The organism is unidentified bacterial endosymbiont (assembly GCF_918320885.1).
In the GTDB taxonomy this organism is placed as follows: domain Bacteria; phylum Pseudomonadota; class Gammaproteobacteria; order Enterobacterales.
Map to the genome: position 1 here is coordinate 172,335 of NZ_OU907312.1, position 19,244 is coordinate 191,578.

The following is a 19,244-nucleotide window of genomic DNA, read 5'->3' on the forward strand; positions in this document are numbered from 1 at the left end:
TCTTAACCATGTGTAGACTCCTCTGCTATGGGCTTCAAAGATTCAGGATACTAGCCATGGCTCTAACCCCGTTGCTCCACTGGCAGATGACCTGCCAGATCCTGGCAGCCCCCCAACAAAAGCATGCTATTGTTCATGTGATTGCACCCGCTTCTAAAACTGTATCCTCCGAACTCACAGCGATAACAGATTATCTCACCACTGTAGGATTACCGTTTTATCTGCCGACAAACCTTTATGGTGAGGATCCGCTCTATGCCAATAGCGATGACGCTCGAGCAGGCCATTTAATCACTGCACTCACCGATGATAGTCGCTTCATTTGGTGTCTGCGCGGCGGTTATGGGAGTGCCCGGTTGATCCCTTACTTAGAAAGACTTCCCCCTGAGGTTAAAGCAAAAATTAGAGATAACCGCACTCAAAAAATAGTGATTGGTTATAGTGACATCACCGCACTGCAGCTCTATTTACAAAAAAAATACCAGTGGCCGGCGCTCCACGCAACCATGTTATCCGAAATTATCAATCATAAAGTTGCACCACAGTCGGTGGATCAACTGTTAGCGTTTATCACGGCCCCTCCAAAAAGTATTGTCATTCCCCAGTTAACGCTACTGTCTCAAAAAGCATTACCCAATGACTTTAAGTTAGAGGCTAGAGTCGTGGGTGGGAACTTAACCCTGGTTGAAACCAGTCTAGGCACCTGCTGGCAACTAGCAGCAGCTAATCAGTTCCTATTTTTAGAAGACGTTGCGCTACCGCCGGCTGCCCTAGAGTGCCGTTTAGATCATCTACGGCAGGCGGGCATTTTCGACGGGGTCAAGGCGGTGATTTTTGGTGACTTGACCCAATCAGGCAATCAACCGCTCACAGCGATCGTTCAACAGCGTTTTGCCCAGAGCGTGGCTTTCCCGGTCTTTAGTCTACAGGGGATTGGCCATGGTTATCGTAAAACCCCGTTGCCGTTAAACACCCTGGCTACTTTGCAAGCCGTGGCCGGGCCGTCAGGCCCATTTTCACTGACAGTAGCAGCACCCTATTCATGATCCGGCCGACTCATCAGCAGAGCAGTGGCCGTTGCACACCCTTAACTGCGCCGAGTCAACTGCTCGAGCGGCACCAAGTAACCCTGTCAACACGTCACCTGCTGTTTGCTGGTGATCTGCAGGATGACTACTGTCGCCAGTTTAGCCCGCACCATACCAGCGTCTATACCCACTACTACCATCATGCCAGGCGTCTGCTTCCCTGGCTGGGGAGCGCTCGGGTACACTGTACTCTCCTGCCTGAGCGCTCCCTAACCGCTGTTTGCGACACGGTGCTGTACTACTGGCCGAAAAACAAGGGCGAAGCACAACTGCACATTTTCAGCTTACTAGCGATATTACCCGTAACAACCGACTGGTGGTTGGTGGGAGAGCAGCGCAGCGGCATCCGCCATGTCGAGCCATTACTCTCTCCTTTTGGGATAGTCACTCTAGTAGACACTGCCCGTCGTTGTCGGTTATACCGTTTCCGCTGTACCCTGCCGCCCCCCTTTGATCTGCTCAATTACTGGGATCGTTATGGCTATCAGGGGTTAACGATTAAAACCCTGCCGGGGATCTTTAGTCGCGACGGACTCGATGCTGGTAGCCAGCTACTACTAGAACAGCTACCAGCGCTGCAGGGCCGGGTGTTAGATCTAGGTTGTGGTGCTGGCGTCTTAGGGGTGGTGGCCAAGCAACGTTATCCCGCCATCCAGTTAACCTTGAGTGATGTTCAGGCCCCAGCGTTGGCTGCCACACAAGCGACCCTGGCAGAGAACCAGCTCAGCGGTAGTGTGGTGGCCAGTGAGGGGTTCTCCGATCTTCAGGGTCTCTTTGATGTGATCATCACCAATCCCCCCTTCCATGAGGGGCGCCAACTGAGCACCCAAGCGACCGCGGCTTGGATCCGCAACGCCCGGGACTACTTAGCGCCAGCGGGCCGGTTGCTCCTCGTGGCCAATGCTTTTTTGCCCTATGCCACACTGCTCGATCAGACTTTTGGCAGCCACCAACTCCTGGCGAATCAGTCACGCTTTAAGCTCTATCAAGTCACAAAACAGTAAATTGTCGACTGTTGTTTTCAATATTCAACAACATTCATGCCATTCCAGATCTTTTCAAAGATTTCAAAATAATTTTGTTGACTATTGTTTAAAATAAAAATAAGATTCATAACTTTTTGCAATAGTAGGTCAATATAATATTATGATAACAAGTGAATTTATAATTCTTAACTTACAAGAGACACAAATAACAGGAAATCCTAACCAAAACCTAACGTGTCTGGACCAAGAAAGCGCTAAAAAATTTCTTGAGGAAGGGTTTCCCAGCAACTGTTTTAGTGAATATTTTTTAAATATTCACGGTGTTCGACCATCACCACAAAATTTTCTATTAGGTCTATTAAATAAATCACCTAGACTACTGTTATCATACAATGATAAACATATTTTGTCAGATGAAATCATTTCGAAAGTTATAAAAAACAGCTCAACAGACACCGTTCCGGTGGTTCATTTACTATCCTGTTTTTCGGGAGCCGCACACTCTCAACTTAAAAGGGTATCTGGCGATGTTATCCTATGCACTTATTCAGAACCCAATAGTACCAACATCGTTGGATTTGCTGAGAATTTTACCAAACTAAGAACAGGAACTGCTAGTTTAACAGATTATATCCTGGATAACATAAGCTTATGTGCTGCAGTTGGCTTCTCTCTCAGTGTTAAGATTGGCAATAAAATATCTACTTATAAAATAGATTCTAATATAGTTACAGATGCTCAAGATTTACAGGAAATGAATGATTGCCTGAAAAAAGAGAAGGAAAAATTTAAATATTTTTCTCATTCCATATTTTATGAAAAAAATCCTCTGGAAAATCAGAATAAAGTGATCCCTTTATCTCCTGCAAACTTCAAACAGGAAAAAACATCTGTAACCAATAACATCGCATTAGTAATCGCAGTCGCTAATAGTGATTTAGATAAGATCAAAAATTTATTAAATAAAGTAAAAATTGTACCTACTATGGCGGTTAGTATCGCTATAGAAGAAAATGTGCAGGTACTAGAGCTTCTCCTAGACTCTAAAGAGTTTAACCCAAACCAAGTGACCGAATACGATATCAATAAAGCGATCGAGAAAAATTATGATGCACTCGACCTCCTATTAAATAAAAATCCTAATGCTATCACTGATAGTAACCTAGTGACGGCTATAGAAAAAAATAAATTGGATGAGCTACAGTTGCTGCTAAAATATGGCAATGAGCATTTCAAAGAGTTCGACATTTTTCCAATACTAATGAGGAATAAAAAAATAGATCCTGCAGCACTGAGTCTTCTACAAGGCTATATGCCAAATTTATATGCTCGGTTAACACAGGTAATATCCAGTACTGGGGAGTGTCTGGATAACTTATCGGCACAGACCACTATTGACCGTGATTTTCAGCGGCCCATCTCTACCGAACTACCTACAATTAGTGAGGCTAGGTTTACATAAAAAGCCGAAAAACAAGGGCGAAGCACAACTGCACATTTTCAGCTTACTAGCGATATTACCCGTAACAACCGACTGGTGGCTGGTGGGTGAGCAGCGCAGTGGTATCCGCCATGTCGAGCCATTACTCTCTCCTTTTGGGATCGTCACTCTAGTAGACACTGCCCGTCGTTGTCGGTTATATCACTTCCGCTGTATCTTGCCGCTCCCCTTTGATCTGCTCAATTACTGGGATCGTTATAACTATCAGGGGTTAACGATTAAAACCCTGCCGGGGATCTTTAGTCGCGACGGACTCGATGCTGGTAGCCAGCTACTGCTATAACAGCTACCAGCGCTGCAGGGCCGGGGGTTAGATCTAGGTTGTGGTGCTGGCGTCTTAGGGGTGGTGGCCAAGCAACGTTATCCCACCATCCAGTTAACCTTGAGTGATGTTCAGGCCCCAGCGTTGGCTGCCACACAAGCGACCCTGGCAGAGAACCAGCTCAGCGGTAGCGTGGTGGCCAGTGAGGTGTTCTCCGATCTTCAGGGTCTCTTTGATGTGATCATCACCAATCCCCCTTTCATGAGGGGCGCCAACTGAGCACCCAAGCGACCGCGGCTTGGATCCGCAACGCCCGGGACTACTTAGCGCCAGCGGGCCGGTTGCTCCTCGTGGCCAATGCTTTTTTGCCCTATGCCACACTGCTCGATCAGACTTTTGGCAGCCACCAACTCCTGGCTCATCAACCGCGTTTTAAGCTCTATCAAGTGACCAAACAGTAAGCAGGTAGCGTCGAGATGTAGCGCGGTGATTGTAGATCCTGCATATCTGTTGACCGCCTATTTCGATTGGCCTGCCTTACTGTCCTAACCCTGATTCCGTTTCCACATCCCGCTCGAGGCTGGTCGGCTTCCGCATCATCATTGTCGAGACCTGCTCAGCGTCCACTCGCGTTACCGCCTGCATCATCACCAAGTCACTAGTATGGACCTCTCTACACCGGGAGGCTTCAGCCGTTTCGTTACTTCAACAGCTGCTTAGATTGCGACCGGCTGGAGCGAAAGTTGCCGAGCGGGATTTGCACCTGCTGAAAGACCATGCCTTTGCACGGCGCACTCATGAGAAAAAATTAGCTTTTTGCCACTTTTGGGCTCATTTCAACATTGGATACGATTAGCGGGTCCATTTTACCTTTGTCAAGGGGGCCACCATCTGACAGCGCTGATCCGCCTGCCAATCCATCTTCCGAGTTTGCCGCTACTACTTCTGCTATTTTATTGAATAAAAGTTTCCTGCCTATATCTGATGCCATCAAATCTTCTATCGGGTTCGTTTCCCTATTGGATATGATTAGCAGGGTCTTTTTACCTTTGTCAAGGGGGCCACCGTCTGACAGCGCTGATCCGCCTGCCAATCCATCTTCCGAGTTTGCCGCTACTACTTCTGCTATTTTATTGAATAAAAGTTCCTCGGGTACATTGGATTGCATCAAATTTTCTAGTTCTGGGATTAAAGAAGGATTTTTTTCTGCTAATACCAGTAATTTTTCGGCATTATAAAATTTGGTTAATACCATATCATCAATTTCACGAGAAAAACTACTGTCTACGTCTCCCAGAAAATCTTTTATTTTCTCAAAAAATTCAATACCTGGCCCTTCTTCTCTAAGCAAATCGCGTAGCTTCATAATATTGTCCTCAATGTCATGTTTTATAACGGCTAAGCGTTCATACAAAAAAAAAACCCCCAGCACTATCCGGATACTATTTTTTGCCAGGATAGTTGCCAGGATGGTTTTTGTCAAATTAAGTTGGTGATGTCCTCTATTGACTGCTATGTTTTGATAGCCATCAAAAGAGGGAGGTTTTCAGATGGCGTTTATAGAGGGTCAATGTCGTTACTGTGGGCAAGAGACGGTGGTCAAAAATGGAAAAGCACCAAACGGATTACAACGCTTTCACTGTCAGGCTTGTCGGCGGTACTTACAGGTAGAATACCGCTACAACGGCCATGAGCCAGGAACTGCTCAACACATTGTGGATATGGCTTTCTGATCCTCACCCGATTTGACAGACACATTGAAGAGACATAAAGAGTATCAACTTTGTTAATTTTTGAGATCGGATAGGGTCTGTTGACAATTCGTACTAACGCATTGAAAAATAAGAGCAAACTTGTAAAGTTGTGTTTTTCTAAGAACAACAAAAAAAACAAGTTTGCAACACTCAGACTTATGCTCAGTGATGAGCTTTGGCCGAAGCTACGGTTAATCTTGCTTCAAGAGGGAATTTATGACAACCGAAATCTTCGGCGTAGTGTTGAAGGAATGCTCTAAAGAATGCGTTCAGGATGCCCCTGGCGTGACTTGCCAAAGCAATTTGGCCACTGGAACTCTCTCTTCAGGAGGTTCAAATACTGGTCTAAATCAGGAAAATGGTTGAGAATTTTTGCAGCGCTAAGCCAAAAATCAGATACCGAATGGGAGTTTATTGATGGAACCTACGTAAGAGCTCATCAACATAGCGCCGGGGCTTCCGGACAAAGGGATGAAGGGATAGGCAAGAGCTGCGGGGGTAACACCAGTAAAATCCACATGGCAGTCGACAGTTATGGTTTACCCATTGCTTTTAAGGTTACTGGCGGAGAAGTCAGTGACTGCACCGTAGCCCCCGAATTTCTGGAGGCTCTTCCGCCAGCAGAGGTTATTGTTGCTGATAGGGGGTATGATAGCCAGCAAGTGCGACAACAAATAGAAAAAAAAGGGGCTAAGGCAGTGATCCCCCGCAAGAAAAACTCGCTGATTGGTAACGACTCTATGGATTGGTACCTTTACGGGCTCAGGCACCTTGTGGAAAATATTTTTGCTAGACTCAAACATTTTAGAGCAGTAGCAACTAGATATGACAAATTGAAGCGCAATTACGAGAGTACGGTCGCTATGGCTTGCGGATTTTTATGCCTACCTATGTGAATTGTCAACAGCCCCTAAGGGATCAAGATCAACTGAGCGTTAACCGACAGTGCAGGCAAAATCGGCCACCCTATCCTCAGGCAGCCGATTGAGCATCTTACTAACGCTCATTTTTTTATAAATAATCCTTTAACTTGAGCAAGTACGTTGGAAACTTCCTGCTTCGCCTGTTCACGAACCGGGACCCAAGTGGAAGGCGTACTTCCGGAGGGCTTCGGATCACTGATAAAGGCGCTCATTTTGTCAACAAAAGAAGAGCATTGAGCGCTGTTTTCAGCAGCTGGTTTATCTTGATTATTGTGTGGATCAGACATGATTTTTCTCCTCTAGATGAATTGTTTAATCACTTTTATTCCACAACCTGACGACTCAGCAGGTAGAGTGCTCCCTTGCGCGCCTGCACCACCAAGCGATCACCAGCGACTATCGCGGCACTGTAAAAGCCACTGCTATCCAGTTTCTGTTGCGCTACCAACTGACCCTCTTCTAACGATATCCCGTGAAGATAACCCTGGGCGTCGCCGACCACCAGCGCGCCTTGATAGAGGGTCGGTGAGGTTAACTGTCGATGACGCAGGGCACTCTGGCGCCACAACTCTACGCCGCTACGACTGTCTACAGCAATCACATTATCGGCCTGATCAACCAGGTACAGTTGCTGGCCAACCACGATAAAATCACTGGCAGAGCTGATAGGACGCTGCCACATCACTTGACCACTATGCAACGCTAGAGCGCTGAGGGTGCCATGATAACTGAGAGCCAAGACCCGATTGTCGATAATCACCGGCGTTGCCGCAACATCGTTAAGCCGATCAATCTCCGTAGTCCCGGTAGGCTGAGCAATTTGCTGTTGCCAGAGGAGCTCACCCTGCTCTAAAGAGAGCGCATTCACCCGGCCATTTTTGCCGCCGACCACCATAATCCCTTCCGACGATGCCACTGGATTAGAGGAACCCCGTAACGATAGTACCGGAATATCTAGACTCTGCTGCCAGCGTGGTTGGCCACTCTGCTGATCCAGTGCTTCTAACAGGCCATTGTTGGTATGCACTAACACTAGCCCTTGATCAACTAGGGGTCGTGAAATCACCTCCCCACCCACCGTCTGGCGCCATAACAGAGTGCCATCCGCGACCTGTAAAGCTAGGACTTCAGCATTTTCACTGCTGAGCAGCAATTGCTCTCCGGCCAGGGTGATACCCCCAGACAACAAGGCACTCCGCTTATTTAAGGGGGCAGAAAGCTTGACTTGCCAAATCACTTCACCCTTAGCCGCACTGAGCGCCGCCACACGACCTTGGCGATCAGCGACATAGACCCTGCCAGCTTGATAAGCAGGCTGTAACCGGGAGTAAAAAGACCCAACTCCCTGTCCCACAGTCTGCTTCCACACCTGGTTTAACTTAAATTGATTCACCACGATGGGGAGTGGCGACACTTTCACCACATCCTGTTCTCGATTAAACAGTGAACAGCCACTCAATAACCCCATCAATAGGAGGGTGTTAAGCCCTATTAATCGCCTGCACTGCATTATGGTTTCTCCTGATTATCGCCGAGTTCGTTCAGCCATAACTTCACTAAAGGCTGTAAAGGTGATGCTCCACTATTCAGGACCTGTTGATAAGCAGCTCGGGCACCCGCAAAATCTTGCTGGTGACGTAAAATATCTCCCCGCAACGCTTGTGCGGTTAGCCCCCAGGCCTGAGATTTCTGAAGGCCCGCTACCGTTTTCAAAGCCTCTGTGTGCTGGTTTAATTGGTCCTGTAGCCTTGCCAAACGTAACCGAATCACCGCTTGTAAATCACTATCCTGTGTCCGCTGTAGCGCGGCGGTCAGTTGTGCTGCTGCTCGATCATACGCTTGCTGATCAACCCAATGTTTCGCCCATTGTAACGCTAGCAGCGTCCCATAAACGCTCTCCTGATGCTGGTCAATAAATTGCTCTATCGTTTTCTCAGCTTGTTCCGCCTGCGCTTTCTCAGCTGTTAGCAGCGGCACTATTTCAGCATAAGCTGCCGCTACTTGGGCTTGCCGCGCTTGTTGCTGAAGGTGCCGGCGATAGCCCGCATAAACAAAACCGGCGACAATCATCAGGATGACACCAATGGTTTTGGCATAACGCTTTACAAAATAGAAGCCCTGCTCGCTGATGGGTAGTTGAATACCTTGACTATTCACTGATCGTTTCCTGATTGAGTGTATTGATTTTGAACCAGCACTGTAAATGCCCGATGAGCTGATCTTGTGCCACCACCTGCTGATCGTTCTTTGACGCTCCACACTGCTCCCGCAAGGGCTTCATGATCACTTGCTGCTGGGCGATCTCTCGCTCACCCAGCACCAGAGCGACCCGGGCGCCTACTTTGTCTGCCTGTTTAAACTGCTTTTTAAAATCACGACCACCACAATCGGTCATGATCCGCAAGGTTGGAAGGGCGGTGCGGATCCGCTCTGACAGTTGTAAAGCAGCGCTGGCACTCCCCTGGCCTGCGGCTATCAGATAGCAATCTATGGGAGCAGGCTGTGGCAGTAGGGTCGGTTGCTGCTGCAGCAACAACACCAGGCGCTCTAAACCAATCGAAAAGCCAATGGCTGGCGTTGATGTCCCACCAAGCTGTTCTACCAGCCCATCATAGCGCCCCCCAGCACATAAGGCACTTTGGGCACCCAACCGGTCTGTGACCCATTCAAATACGGTTTGATTATAATAGTCTAAGCCACGAACCAACCGTTCATTGAGTTGATAGGGGATCTGCAGCTCTGTTAACAGATGACAGAGCGCTGCAAGGTGTTGCTGGGACGCTGCATCTAAATAGTCAGAAAAACGGGGAGCCCCTGCCAACAGGGCTTGGACTTGCTGATCTTTGCTGTCTAAAATGCGCAGTGGATTGCTCTGCAGCCGCCGTTGACTGTCCGCATCGAGCTGCTGTTGGTGCGGTAGCAAGTACGCCACCAGCGCTTGCCGATAAGCCATTCTGGCAGCGCTGGAGCCGATAGAGTTCAATTGTAGCCGCACCTGCTGGTCAATCCCCAATTCCCGCCATAGACGCGCTGTCATGACCATCAGTTCCGCATCAATATCCGGGCCTGTCAGGCCAAAGACTTCAACACTAAATTGATGAAACTGCCGGTAACGCCCTTTTTGTGGCCGTTCATAACGAAACATCGGGCCAAGATGCCATAAGCGCTGCTCTTGGTGATAGAGTAAGCCATGCTCAATCCCGGCACGAACACACCCTGCGGTACCTTCTGGTCGCAAGGCTAACGCCTCCCCATGACGGTCGTTAAAAAGGTAGATCTCTTTTTCTACAATATCCGTCACTTCACCAATAGAGCGGATAAATAGCGTGGCATCTTCAACCACGGGGGTGCGGATCTCACCATAACCATAAGCACTCACTAGCCGTCGCAGCACTGCTTCCACATGCTGCCACACCGCCGTCGTCTCCGGTAAACCATCATTCATCCCACGGACTGCTTGCAACCGTTTGGCCATTATCAACTCCTGTTTATTCGCTCTCTAGTTGCTGAATGGCGATACGGTCGCTGCTGATCAGGCGGGCAACCTGCGCCCGAATCTGCTGCTCTAGCTCATCAATCATAGCATGGTTGTCTAAGCGCAGCTTTTGCCGGACCCCATTGATATAAAACCCACTTCTCTTATGACCACCGGTCACGCCTACATCCGCTTGCTGGGCTTCGCCAGGCCCATTCACAACACAGCCAATAATCGAAACATCCAGCGGGGTAGTGATATCTTCTAATCGCTGCTCCAAAGTGTTCACCGTATTAATCACATCAAATTCTTGACGCGAACAGGTGGGGCAGGCAATAAAATTGATACCGCGGCTGCGCAAACGCAGTGCTTTTAATAAATCAAAAGCCACTTTGATCTCTTGTACGGGATCAGCTGCTAGGGAGATACGCACGGTATCCCCAATGCCTTCAGCCAATAACAGCCCTAAACCCACCGCTGATTTGACCGCACCACTCCGCAACCCCCCCGCTTCAGTAATGCCTAAATGTAATGGTTGTGGGATCCGCTGTGCCAGCAGTCGATAAGCGTGCACGGCCAAAAAGACATCCGAAGCCTTCACACTGACCTTAAAAGCTTGAAAGTCAAGCCGATCTAGGTGATCAATATGGCGTAGCGCAGACTCCACCAACGCTTCCGGCGTCGGTTCGCCATACTTCTCTTGTAAATCCCGCTCTAAAGATCCCGCATTGACCCCAATCCGTATCGGGATCTGGTGATGGCGAGCCGCAGCCACCACCGCCTGTACACGATCCGCCTGGCCAATATTGCCGGGGTTGATTCGCAAGCAGTCAGCACCATACTCCGCCACTTTCAAGGCAATGCGATAATCAAAGTGAATATCGGCCACCAACGGAATACTCACCTGAGACTTGATCTGCTTGAAGGCTTCCGCCGCCTCCATCGTCGGGACTGAAACCCGCACAATATCAGCCCCTGCCTGCTGCAACGCCTGGATCTGGGTAACCGTTTTGGCCACCTCGGTGGTCACGGTGTTGGTCATCGACTGCACGCTAATCGGAGCACCCGCGCCGATCGGCACCGAGCCGACCATCAGGCCTGTCGAGCAACGCCGTTGTATCGGCGATTTTTTTGCTAGCGACATGCTATTGTCCTCTCTCGTGATCTCCGGATCACTCACCGGTTCGTTCATAGCGATGGTTCAAAAAGTGTTGGCACTGCTGAGTGCCAGGAAACTCCCGGAGCAGTCGCGATCCATAGTGATTGACTACCCCTGTCGCGCCTGCGCAGGCAGCTAGCCGGAGATGTAACCATAGACTCTCGGCACTCGCCGGTTGTAGCGCATCATAAATCGCTAACCCCTGCGTTGCCTCCTGGCCTCTCCCCTCATTCAAGGCCCGGCTCGCCAGCCCAATCCAGTGGCCGCCCTGCCCCGGTTGATGCTTTAAGGCACGCTGCAGCAGGGATCGGGCCGCCGCTGGCTCTCCCGCTTGTAAATAGCACCAGCCCGCTTGATGGAGCGTATCCATCCAATGAGCACTCCCTGGCGCCTGCAGCGCTGCCTGAAAGTGGTGCTGTGCCTCACGATAGCGCCGTTGCCCACACAAAAAAGTGGCATAATGCTGTAACAGCTCCCCGCTGCGCGGGGCCAACTGCAGTGCCCGCTGATAATGGCGTTGCGCGGCGCCCGATTCACCGGCCTGTTGCTGATATAACGCCATGGCCCCTTGCACCTGGGCACTCTGTGGCTGATAACTTAAAGCCTGCTCAAGATTCTGACGTGCCAGCAACAGCTCTCCCCGTGCCAGATAGGCCAACCCTAAACGAACGCGGGCTTGCGCCGCCGCTGGCTTATCAATAACGGCCATAGGCGCTGCCGGAGCACTACAGCTGCTACTGAGAGTACCGCTCAGCAGGAGTAGGATCCCATAGAAATAGTTGCGACACCCACCGCCGGCTTTCAAGCGAGCCGATAGATCCTTCATCATCGTACGGTGCCCTTTGCCGATGAGCTGACGCTAGCTTAGCACGCTAGGCTTTACAGTGCTGGGCTACGGTTAACGATTGGGATCGCTATTCCAGTTTGCAGCGCACGGGTCCGACGCTGGGTACGATCGAACACACTACCCACCAGTTGACCACAAGCCGCATCGATATCCTCCCCGCGGGTTTTACGCACCGTCACGGTCAACCCATAAGTCATTAATAGCTCAGAGAAGCGGGCAATCCGCTGCGGGGAGCTACAGCGGTAGGGTGCCCCAGGAAACGGATTCCATGGAATCAAGTTAATTTTACTGGGGGTCCCCTTTAAGCAGCGGGCTAATTGGTGTGCCTGCTGATCGCTATCATTGATCTGATCTAACAAGACATATTCAATGGTCACCCGACCATGGTTAGCCTTGGAACCCTGTAAATAACGGCGTACTGCCGCTAACAGGCTTTCAATGTTATATTTTCGGTTAATCGGGACTAATTGATCACGCAAACTGTCTTCCGGCGCATGCAATGACACCGCCAAAGCGACATCAATCAGTTGGCCGAGTTGATCCAGTCCCGGGACCACCCCAGAGGTCGATAGGGTCACTCGCCGTTTAGAGAGGCCAAAAGCGTAGTCATCCAACAGGATCTGCAGCGCGGGGACGACATTCGCTAGGTTGAGCAGCGGCTCCCCCATACCCATCAGCACGACATTGGTGATCGGAGAGCGACCAGCCGCTGAAAAGCCCGTCAACCGTTCATTAGCCCGCCACACCTGGCCGATGATCTCTGAGATCCGCAAATTGCGGTTAAAACCTTGCTGGGCGGTTGAGCAAAAACGACACGCCAAAGCACATCCCACTTGTGAAGAGATACACAGGGTGCCACGACGCCGCTCTGGAATATAGACGGTCTCCACCAACTGATCCCCCACGGCAATAGACCATTTGATAGTGCCATCAGTGGCTCGCTGCTCGCTGGCAATTTTTGGTGCTTCGATAACGGCCCAGCGACTCAGTTGATGGCGCAATGCTTGGTTGAGATCGCTCATGACACTGAAATCGGTACAGCCGCGCTGATAAATCCACTGCATAATCTGCTCAGCCCGAAACGCCTTTTCACCCCGTTGGGTAAAAAAGTGACGCAGCGCTGAGCGGTCCAGATCGAATAAATTAATCTTTTCGTGCATCACAGGATAGCGTCGTAATGACCATCGTCCCGCACGGTAAAGAAATAGGCTATCTCCCGCGCGGCGCTTGCCGGGGCATCCGAGCCATGCACCGTGTTTTCCTGAATACTCAGGCTATAGTCTGCTCGCAGAGATCCGGCCAGTGCTTGCGCCGGATTGGTGGCCCCCATCAATTCACGGTAACGCCGTATAGCGGACTCCCCGGCTAATACCTGGACCATGATAGGTCCAGAGATCATAAAGTCGACTAATTCATTAAAAAAAGCTCTGTCTTGATGCTCCGCATAAAAACCTGCTGCCTGCAGGCGATCCAGTTGCATCAATCGAGCGGCCACTATTTGCAAGCCGGCGGCGGTAAAACGGCTATAAATCGGGCCGATCAAGGAGCGACGTACTGCATCTGGTTTGATAATCGATAAAGTCTGTTCAATGGCCATTACTGTGTGTTCTGCTGATAAAAAAGAGTTCAGTGGGCATTATACAACGACACGGTACTTTTCCTATAGCTAGGCCGCAGCGATTGCCTCATCACCTGGGTCGCCAGGCTATACGACAAAAACTACCCTGTGAGTGAAAACTGCGTTAGTCTATCGCCCTCTAGCCCTCGAAGAACCAGCCCAGGTGAGAAATAGCGTGGGGAATACCCTTAATGTCTGAGTTAGCGCACCCACACGACCGTCTATTCCGCCGATCGATGCAAGAGAAGGCCATTGCTATTGACCTACTGCGCTCCAAACTACCAGCGGAGCTACTAGCACAGATGGACTTGTCGACGCTGATACTGGCCAATGGCGATTTTGTGACCAAGAAGCTCAAGCGCTTCCAGAACGATTGCCTCTACCAGTGCAAAATCCATAATAGTGATGGTTATGTCGTACTGGCTGCTGAACATCAGAGTCGCGACGAAAAACTGATGGCATTTCGCCTCTTGGAATATCGCGTAGCTATCATGAGGGGCCATCTGAGCCAAGGACACGATAAATTGCCCATTGTAGTGTCCCTAGTGTTGTACCACGGCAAGCAGTCACCTTATCCCCACAGTGTTAAACTGTGGGACTGTTTCGCAGAGCCTGCGCTCGCCAAACAGTGGGGGATGACCCCGTTTCACCTGATTGACTTGACCACCCTCACTGATGAAGAGATTGCCCAACATGGCTTGGTATTTGCCATGGAGATGGTACTCAAGCATAGTCGAGAGAAGCGAGTGATAGCTTGGTTAAAACGGATGCTTGCGGATGAGAAATTAGCTATAATTTGCTCCGAGGTTGGGGCTAATTATCTTTATGACATTGGAACCTATATCCTTTATGCCTGCGGCAGCAAGCAGCAGCCAGAGGAGTTAGAACAGGCGATCGCCCTACTGGCCGACGCCATACCTTCGAAGAGGGAAGCGGTTATGACCTTTGCACAACAGCTAGAACAGCGTGGCATACAACAGGGTATACAGCAGGGTATGCAGCAGAGAAACTTGGAAGTTGCTAAAAATTTATTTTCCGCTGGTGTCGATGTTAAGGTGATCAAACAGAGCACCGGGCTTTCAGATGAAGAGCTCTCTTGTCTGCACTAATCACCCTGATTTTTCAGGCTGGATTCATGCAATCAACATAACATGTGCGTCCATGTATAAACTTCTATTGGGCTTAAGCCTTTAAGCACCTTTCTTGGAGGCCTATTAAGCCCAAACTCCCTTCCCAGAGTAGTTCAGTGCTTTCATTCACGCCAAAGTGATGGATAATGAGGTGTCAAAAAGTGGGAGCTCCCCTCACCACTGGAGAACTCTCAAGACGCAGCTGTGGGGGACTCCTATTTTCAGCAAAAAATTTTGTTAGATTGTTGCTGTTGATCTCCCTGAAACCGCTGCCAACCATGGTAGCGGCCTGGCAGCTCACCCGGCAGTTGTCACTGTACTGGAGTCTATTGGGCAGTGCAGTAGCCTCAGCACTCCTGGTGCGTTATGTCGGCGAGAAGGATCCGCATTATCAGCAACGACTGATCCATTTCTTGCTGCTGAGCCTGCTAGCGATTGCATTGTTCACGGTACCCCTCATCAAGCTGGCGGGTTGCCAAGTGATTCATTGGATGATAGTAGATCCTCAAGTAACGGTCGCCATCACCAGCCATCTATCCCTGCTGATCCTCTTGATGCTCAGTGAACTGCTCATGAGCTGCCTAGTAGGCTTCTGCTGCGCCCGTGGCGATACCTGGCGACCACAAGCGCTATGGATGGTATTGCTGCTGTTGCTCTAGGTGTGTGGTCGTCAACAAGCGAGTTATAGGCTCTGGTTACTGGGGTTAACGGGACTAAATCTGCTGGTGAGTGGCCTATTTTGGTGGGGCGCTGCTCGGGCTACCGTGACTACCGGACCCTTGCGCAAGACTGGTAGAACGGCCTAATTCAGAACGCTATTCAGAGCGTTGAATAAGCAGGGGGAAGACGCTATTCGCCACGCGATAGCGCCGGCCATCATCATTCGCTGATAGGCATTTTACAGCGGGGCGATCTGATGGGTAATCGTGTGCTTTCTAGAGCCCCTCGCTCGGGAGCCTAACGGTGTAAAAACTGATGGGCAAGGAAGAGCGCACTGATGCAGCGGGCTTCGTTAAAATTGGGATCCTCCAGCAGCTGTAGCATGCCCTCCAGAGGCCAGCGCTGGAGTTGTAGCGGCTCTGGCTCATCCCCAGGGCGCCATTGTGGGTAGAGATCTTGTGCCAGTACAATGCTCATTTCACTGGTGAGGTAGCCGGGTGCCATCGTTAAGGTGCGCAGGAGGGTTAATTGTCGGGCCGCAAATCCCACCTCTTCCATTAACTCCCGATTGGCGGCCTCTAATAACGCCTCACCAGGATCCACTGCCCCTTTTGGAAAACTGAGCTCATAGGCCTCAATCCCCACGGCAAATTCCCGAATTAACAGCAGTTCACCCTCGTGAATCGCCACCACCATCACGGCACGGGCTCCAGAGGGGCGCAGGCGCTCAAACTGCCGCTGTTGACCGTTGCTAAAGCGCAAATCCACCGCCTCAATGGTAAACAGCTGCGATTGGGCTATCGGAGAAACTGATAAAATTTGCGGCTTGATCGGGGTTTTATCCATCAAACATTTTCTCTTGAGGTGGATTTTAGCAACACTGCGCTGTCACGCTGGGCAACCTCAGCCTCTAATTGGGTAATTTTAGCCTGCATCAGTTGATAGCAGTAGTCAGCCAGCTCTCGGGCTTGATGCTTGCCATACCCTTCGGTAGCAATGGGCGCCAGCATCTCGATAATCACCGAGCCATTATGCCAGCGGTTCCAGTGCACTTTACGATGCAAGTTCGAGGCACAAATTGGAATAATCGGTACACCCGCAGCAATCGCAGTGTGAAAAGCGCCTTTTTTGAAAGGCATTAAGCCCCGGCCACGCGTGCGGGTCCCTTCAGGGAACATCCACACCGATCGCCGACTCGTTTGTAACTGCCTGACAACCTCGGTGATGGTGCTATACGCTTGGGATTGCTTACGCCGATTCAGTAAAATATTGCCACTCAGCCAATACAATGGCCCAAAGATCGGGATCCAAATCAGGCTCTGTTTGCCGATAGTCACCGTGTGGGGGGGCACCATGCAGGAGATGGTAAACATATCGTAATTGTTCTGATGGTTGCCAATATAGACTGCTTGACCAAAACGCTCCACATGACTAGGAAAACGGCAGATCACCCGTAAGCCCAGTAAGGGGGCTAGGCGACCTAAGAGGTGACCAAATCTGGCAACATGCTGCGGATCCCGGGGACGCACCAAACAACATAGCGAACCCACCAGGCAGATCAGCGTGCCTAGCAAGAGGAAACTTAGAAAGCGGAAGATCAACAGCATAACTGTACCTGGTCGATACGCTGCCTACCGCGGGGCAGTAGGGTACCTTTATCAGCCCGATTGGCTGTAAAACGGGCGAGATCAGCCGCTTTTAGTATCAGCTTCCGTTGGCCGATCTGTAGATGAATAGCCTGTATGCTGGGATCCACGATGGCTAAGTGGGCGATACGCGTGTCGCCCGGGTGACGGCGGAGAGCTGGCATAGCGACTATTTTTTCTCCTCTGCCTTTGGATTGTTGCGGTAATTGCTCCATGGGGAACAGCAATAGATAGCCAGCCGTGGTGATTACCAGTAGGCGATCCTGAGGCGTTTTAAAGTAGAGCGGCGGCAACAGGTGGCTCTCTTTAGGCAGTGTGACCATCTGTTTTCCACTGTGAGCGCGCGACAGCAGATCAGCAAAACGGCAGGTAAACCCATAACCCTTATCAGAGGCTAACAGCAGGGGTTGTTGTGGATCAGCTGCCAACAAATGCTGTAGGGATGCTTGTGGGGGGAGTCGCCAGTGGCTGCGCAGCGACACCTCCTGCCCAGGAGCGGCGATGAGGGTAAGCCGATCGAGGGTATAACTGCGGCCGCTACTGTCCAAGATCACCACCGGTTGTTGACTGGTCGTTTGGAGATGTGTTCGGTAGCCATCACCCGTTTTGTAGCGCAGGGTCATTGGATCTAGATCATGCCCTTTCACACAACGGATCCAGCCCTGTTCCGAGAGCACGATCGTTAAGGGCTCCGCGGGTAACCTCAGCAGAGTAGCCTCGGTGGGAAGGAGCGCTTTAGAGACTAAGGGCGAGCAGCGAGCGCTGCCATAACCTTGGGCATCTGTCAGCAGCTCCTGCTTAATCAGCTGATCGAGTTGTTCAGCACACCCCAGTGGTCCTGCCAGCTGTTGCTCTAAATGCTGTAGGGTGGTCTGCTCAGCTTGAATCTTATCCGCTTCCAATTTGGCCAGCTGGCGCAGCTTAAGCTCTAAGATCGCCTCTGCTTGGCGCTCACTGAGCTGAAATTGCTGCATGAGCGCGGTCGCCGGCACCTCCTCATTGCGGATCACGGCAATGATCGCTTCCAGATTCAGATAGGCAATCCAGAGACCCGCTAACAGGTGCAAGCGTTGACGGGCCTTCTCTAATTGATAGTCGAGGCGCCGGCGTACTGTGATGCGACGAAACGTTAACCACTCTTGCAACAGCGTCCGCAAATTTTTCACGGCTGGGCGGCCATCCAGGCCAATCATATTTAAGTTGACCCGATAGCTCTTTTCAAGATCAGTCGTCGCCAATAGATGGTGCATCAGCGGTTCAGTCTGCTCTGTAGCAGAGCGGAGTACCAGCACCAGACGTACTGGCGTCTCATGGTTCGATTCATCACGCAGATCGACCAGCCAGGGCAGCTGCTTAGCCTGCATCTGGGCGGCGATCTGCTCGAGCACCTTGGCGCCAGAGACTTGGTAAGGCAAGGCGGTAATGACCAACGTCTCACCCTGTTGTTGCCAGACGGCGCGCAGTTTGAGAGAGCCCCGGCCTGTTTGGTAGAGGGTGTGCAGATCGGCGGGATCGGTGATGATTTCGGCTGCCGTCGGGTAATCCGGACCGCGGATCTGGGTCAGAATGGCCGTTAAGTCAGCCTCTGGCTGATCGATCAGCAAGACCACAGCCGCGATAACTTCGCCGATATTATGCGGTGGAATATCGGTCGCCATGCCGACAGCAATCCCACTGGCACCATTCAGCAGCAGGTTCGGTAGGCGGGCGGGTAACCATTTCGGCTCCTGCAGGGTGCCGTCAAAATTGGGCTGTTGATCGACGGTGTCAAACGCCAATTCGCTCAGAAGAGCATTAGCGATGTGCGACAGACGCGCTTCGGTATAGCGCATGGCGGCAAAGGATTTCGCATCATCCTGCGAGCCCCAGTTGCCTTGCCCTTCGATCAAGGGATAGCGATAGGAGAAGGGCTGCGCCATCAACACCATCGCTTCATAACAGGCGGTGTCTCCATGCGGGTGGTATTTGCCTAGGACATCGCCTATCGTGCGGGCTGATTTCTTGAATTTAGCCCCGCCCTGCAGCCCTAATTCAGACATCGCATAAATGATCCGGCGTTGTACCGGTTTTAACCCATCGCCGATAAACGGCAGCGCCCGATCCATGATCACATAGTGGGCATAATTGAGGTAAGCTTTTTCAGTAAATTGCTGTAACGGTAGGGACTCAATCAGGGATTGGTGACTCATTGAGGG

Annotated in this window: 19 protein-coding genes and 2 pseudogenes; 9 read left to right on the forward strand and 12 right to left on the reverse strand. The window is 50.8% G+C overall.

The window, feature by feature from the left end:
• Positions 1-56: 56 nt before the first annotated feature.
• The 5 genes and pseudogenes from NL324_RS00820 (at position 57) to NL324_RS00840 (ending at position 4,298) form a co-directional block, all read left to right on the forward strand.
• Positions 57-1,046, forward strand: coding sequence for an LD-carboxypeptidase (locus tag NL324_RS00820; protein ID WP_253305935.1), 990 nt, complete (start codon positions 57-59; stop codon positions 1,044-1,046).
• Positions 1,043-2,092 (forward strand): 16S rRNA (guanine(1207)-N(2))-methyltransferase RsmC, encoded by a 1,050-nt coding sequence (rsmC, locus tag NL324_RS00825; RefSeq protein ID WP_253305936.1) that lies wholly within the window; start codon positions 1,043-1,045, stop codon positions 2,090-2,092. Before NL324_RS00820 ends, rsmC begins: the two co-directional genes overlap by 4 nt.
• Positions 2,093-2,234: 142 nt before the next feature.
• Positions 2,235-3,536, forward strand: a complete 1,302-nt coding sequence (locus NL324_RS00830; RefSeq protein WP_253305937.1) for an ankyrin repeat domain-containing protein — start codon at positions 2,235-2,237, stop codon at positions 3,534-3,536.
• On the forward strand, positions 3,517-3,858 hold the full coding sequence (locus NL324_RS00835) for a 16S rRNA (guanine(1207)-N(2))-methyltransferase RsmC (RefSeq protein WP_253305938.1): 342 nt from the start codon (positions 3,517-3,519) through the stop codon (positions 3,856-3,858). The genes NL324_RS00830 and NL324_RS00835 overlap by 20 nt, the downstream gene beginning before the upstream one ends.
• A gap of 12 nt (positions 3,859-3,870) precedes the next feature.
• Positions 3,871-4,298 (forward strand): annotated as a pseudogene (locus NL324_RS00840) (methyltransferase).
• A 347-nt stretch (positions 4,299-4,645) separates the two neighbouring features.
• On the opposite strand, the gene NL324_RS00845 reads toward NL324_RS00840, so the two are convergent.
• A complete protein-coding gene (locus tag NL324_RS00845; RefSeq protein ID WP_253305939.1) occupies positions 4,646-5,320 on the reverse strand; it encodes a hypothetical protein in 675 nt (224 codons plus the stop codon).
• Positions 5,321-5,387: 67 nt separating this feature from the next.
• Between NL324_RS00845 and NL324_RS00850 the strand changes: the two genes are divergently transcribed.
• Both NL324_RS00850 and NL324_RS00855 read left to right on the forward strand, forming a co-directional pair.
• The gene (locus NL324_RS00850) at positions 5,388-5,570 is read left to right on the forward strand and encodes an IS1/IS1595 family N-terminal zinc-binding domain-containing protein (RefSeq protein WP_253305940.1); all 183 of its coding nucleotides are present in this window, start codon (positions 5,388-5,390) and stop codon (positions 5,568-5,570) included.
• Positions 5,571-5,749: 179 nt separating this feature from the next.
• A pseudogene (locus tag NL324_RS00855) lies at positions 5,750-6,487 on the forward strand (IS5 family transposase).
• A gap of 107 nt (positions 6,488-6,594) precedes the next feature.
• Here the strand turns inward: NL324_RS00855 and NL324_RS00860 are convergent.
• Genes NL324_RS00860 through ndk form a run of 8 tightly spaced genes read right to left on the reverse strand, consistent with a single transcriptional unit; the run spans position 6,595 to position 13,592 of the window.
• The gene (locus NL324_RS00860; RefSeq protein ID WP_253305941.1) at positions 6,595-6,801 is read right to left on the reverse strand and encodes a hypothetical protein; all 207 of its coding nucleotides are present in this window, start codon (positions 6,799-6,801) and stop codon (positions 6,595-6,597) included.
• Positions 6,802-6,836: 35 nt separating this feature from the next.
• Positions 6,837-8,024, reverse strand: coding sequence for an outer membrane protein assembly factor BamB (gene bamB, locus NL324_RS00865; protein WP_253305942.1), 1,188 nt, complete (start codon positions 8,022-8,024; stop codon positions 6,837-6,839).
• Positions 8,024-8,671, reverse strand: coding sequence for a YfgM family protein (locus NL324_RS00870; protein WP_253305943.1), 648 nt, complete (start codon positions 8,669-8,671; stop codon positions 8,024-8,026). Before NL324_RS00870 ends, bamB begins: the two co-directional genes overlap by 1 nt.
• Entirely contained in the window at positions 8,664-9,989 is a 1,326-nt protein-coding gene (gene hisS, locus NL324_RS00875; protein ID WP_253305944.1) for a histidine--tRNA ligase, read from the reverse strand. The genes NL324_RS00870 and hisS overlap by 8 nt, the downstream gene beginning before the upstream one ends.
• A 13-nt stretch (positions 9,990-10,002) precedes the next feature.
• The gene (ispG, locus tag NL324_RS00880; RefSeq protein WP_253307091.1) at positions 10,003-11,133 is read right to left on the reverse strand and encodes a flavodoxin-dependent (E)-4-hydroxy-3-methylbut-2-enyl-diphosphate synthase; all 1,131 of its coding nucleotides are present in this window, start codon (positions 11,131-11,133) and stop codon (positions 10,003-10,005) included.
• A 28-nt stretch (positions 11,134-11,161) separates the two neighbouring features.
• Entirely contained in the window at positions 11,162-11,977 is an 816-nt protein-coding gene (gene pilW, locus NL324_RS00885; RefSeq protein ID WP_253305945.1) for a type IV pilus biogenesis/stability protein PilW, read from the reverse strand.
• Positions 11,978-12,027: 50 nt separating this feature from the next.
• A complete protein-coding gene (rlmN, locus tag NL324_RS00890; protein ID WP_253305946.1) occupies positions 12,028-13,155 on the reverse strand; it encodes a dual-specificity RNA methyltransferase RlmN in 1,128 nt (375 codons plus the stop codon).
• A complete protein-coding gene (gene ndk, locus NL324_RS00895) occupies positions 13,155-13,592 on the reverse strand; it encodes a nucleoside-diphosphate kinase (protein WP_253305947.1) in 438 nt (145 codons plus the stop codon). The genes rlmN and ndk overlap by 1 nt, the downstream gene beginning before the upstream one ends.
• Before the next feature lie 212 nt (positions 13,593-13,804).
• On the opposite strand from ndk, the gene NL324_RS00900 reads away from it, so the two are divergent.
• Positions 13,805-14,722: an Rpn family recombination-promoting nuclease/putative transposase gene (locus tag NL324_RS00900; protein ID WP_253305948.1), complete on the forward strand. Its 918-nt coding sequence runs from the start codon at positions 13,805-13,807 to the stop codon at positions 14,720-14,722.
• Between the two features lie 167 nt (positions 14,723-14,889).
• The gene (locus NL324_RS00905; RefSeq protein ID WP_253305949.1) at positions 14,890-15,402 is read left to right on the forward strand and encodes a hypothetical protein; all 513 of its coding nucleotides are present in this window, start codon (positions 14,890-14,892) and stop codon (positions 15,400-15,402) included.
• Between the two features lie 298 nt (positions 15,403-15,700).
• On the opposite strand, the gene nudE is transcribed toward NL324_RS00905, so the two are convergent.
• The 3 genes from nudE to parC are packed head-to-tail and all read right to left on the reverse strand — an operon-like array spanning position 15,701 to position 19,238.
• Positions 15,701-16,249: an ADP compounds hydrolase NudE gene (gene nudE / locus NL324_RS00910; RefSeq protein ID WP_253305950.1), complete on the reverse strand. Its 549-nt coding sequence runs from the start codon at positions 16,247-16,249 to the stop codon at positions 15,701-15,703.
• Positions 16,249-17,010, reverse strand: a complete 762-nt coding sequence (locus tag NL324_RS00915; protein WP_253305951.1) for a 1-acylglycerol-3-phosphate O-acyltransferase — start codon at positions 17,008-17,010, stop codon at positions 16,249-16,251. Before NL324_RS00915 ends, nudE begins: the two co-directional genes overlap by 1 nt.
• A complete protein-coding gene (parC, locus tag NL324_RS00920) occupies positions 17,001-19,238 on the reverse strand; it encodes a DNA topoisomerase IV subunit A (protein WP_253305952.1) in 2,238 nt (745 codons plus the stop codon). Before parC ends, NL324_RS00915 begins: the two co-directional genes overlap by 10 nt.
• Between the last annotated feature and the right edge of the window lie 6 nt (positions 19,239-19,244).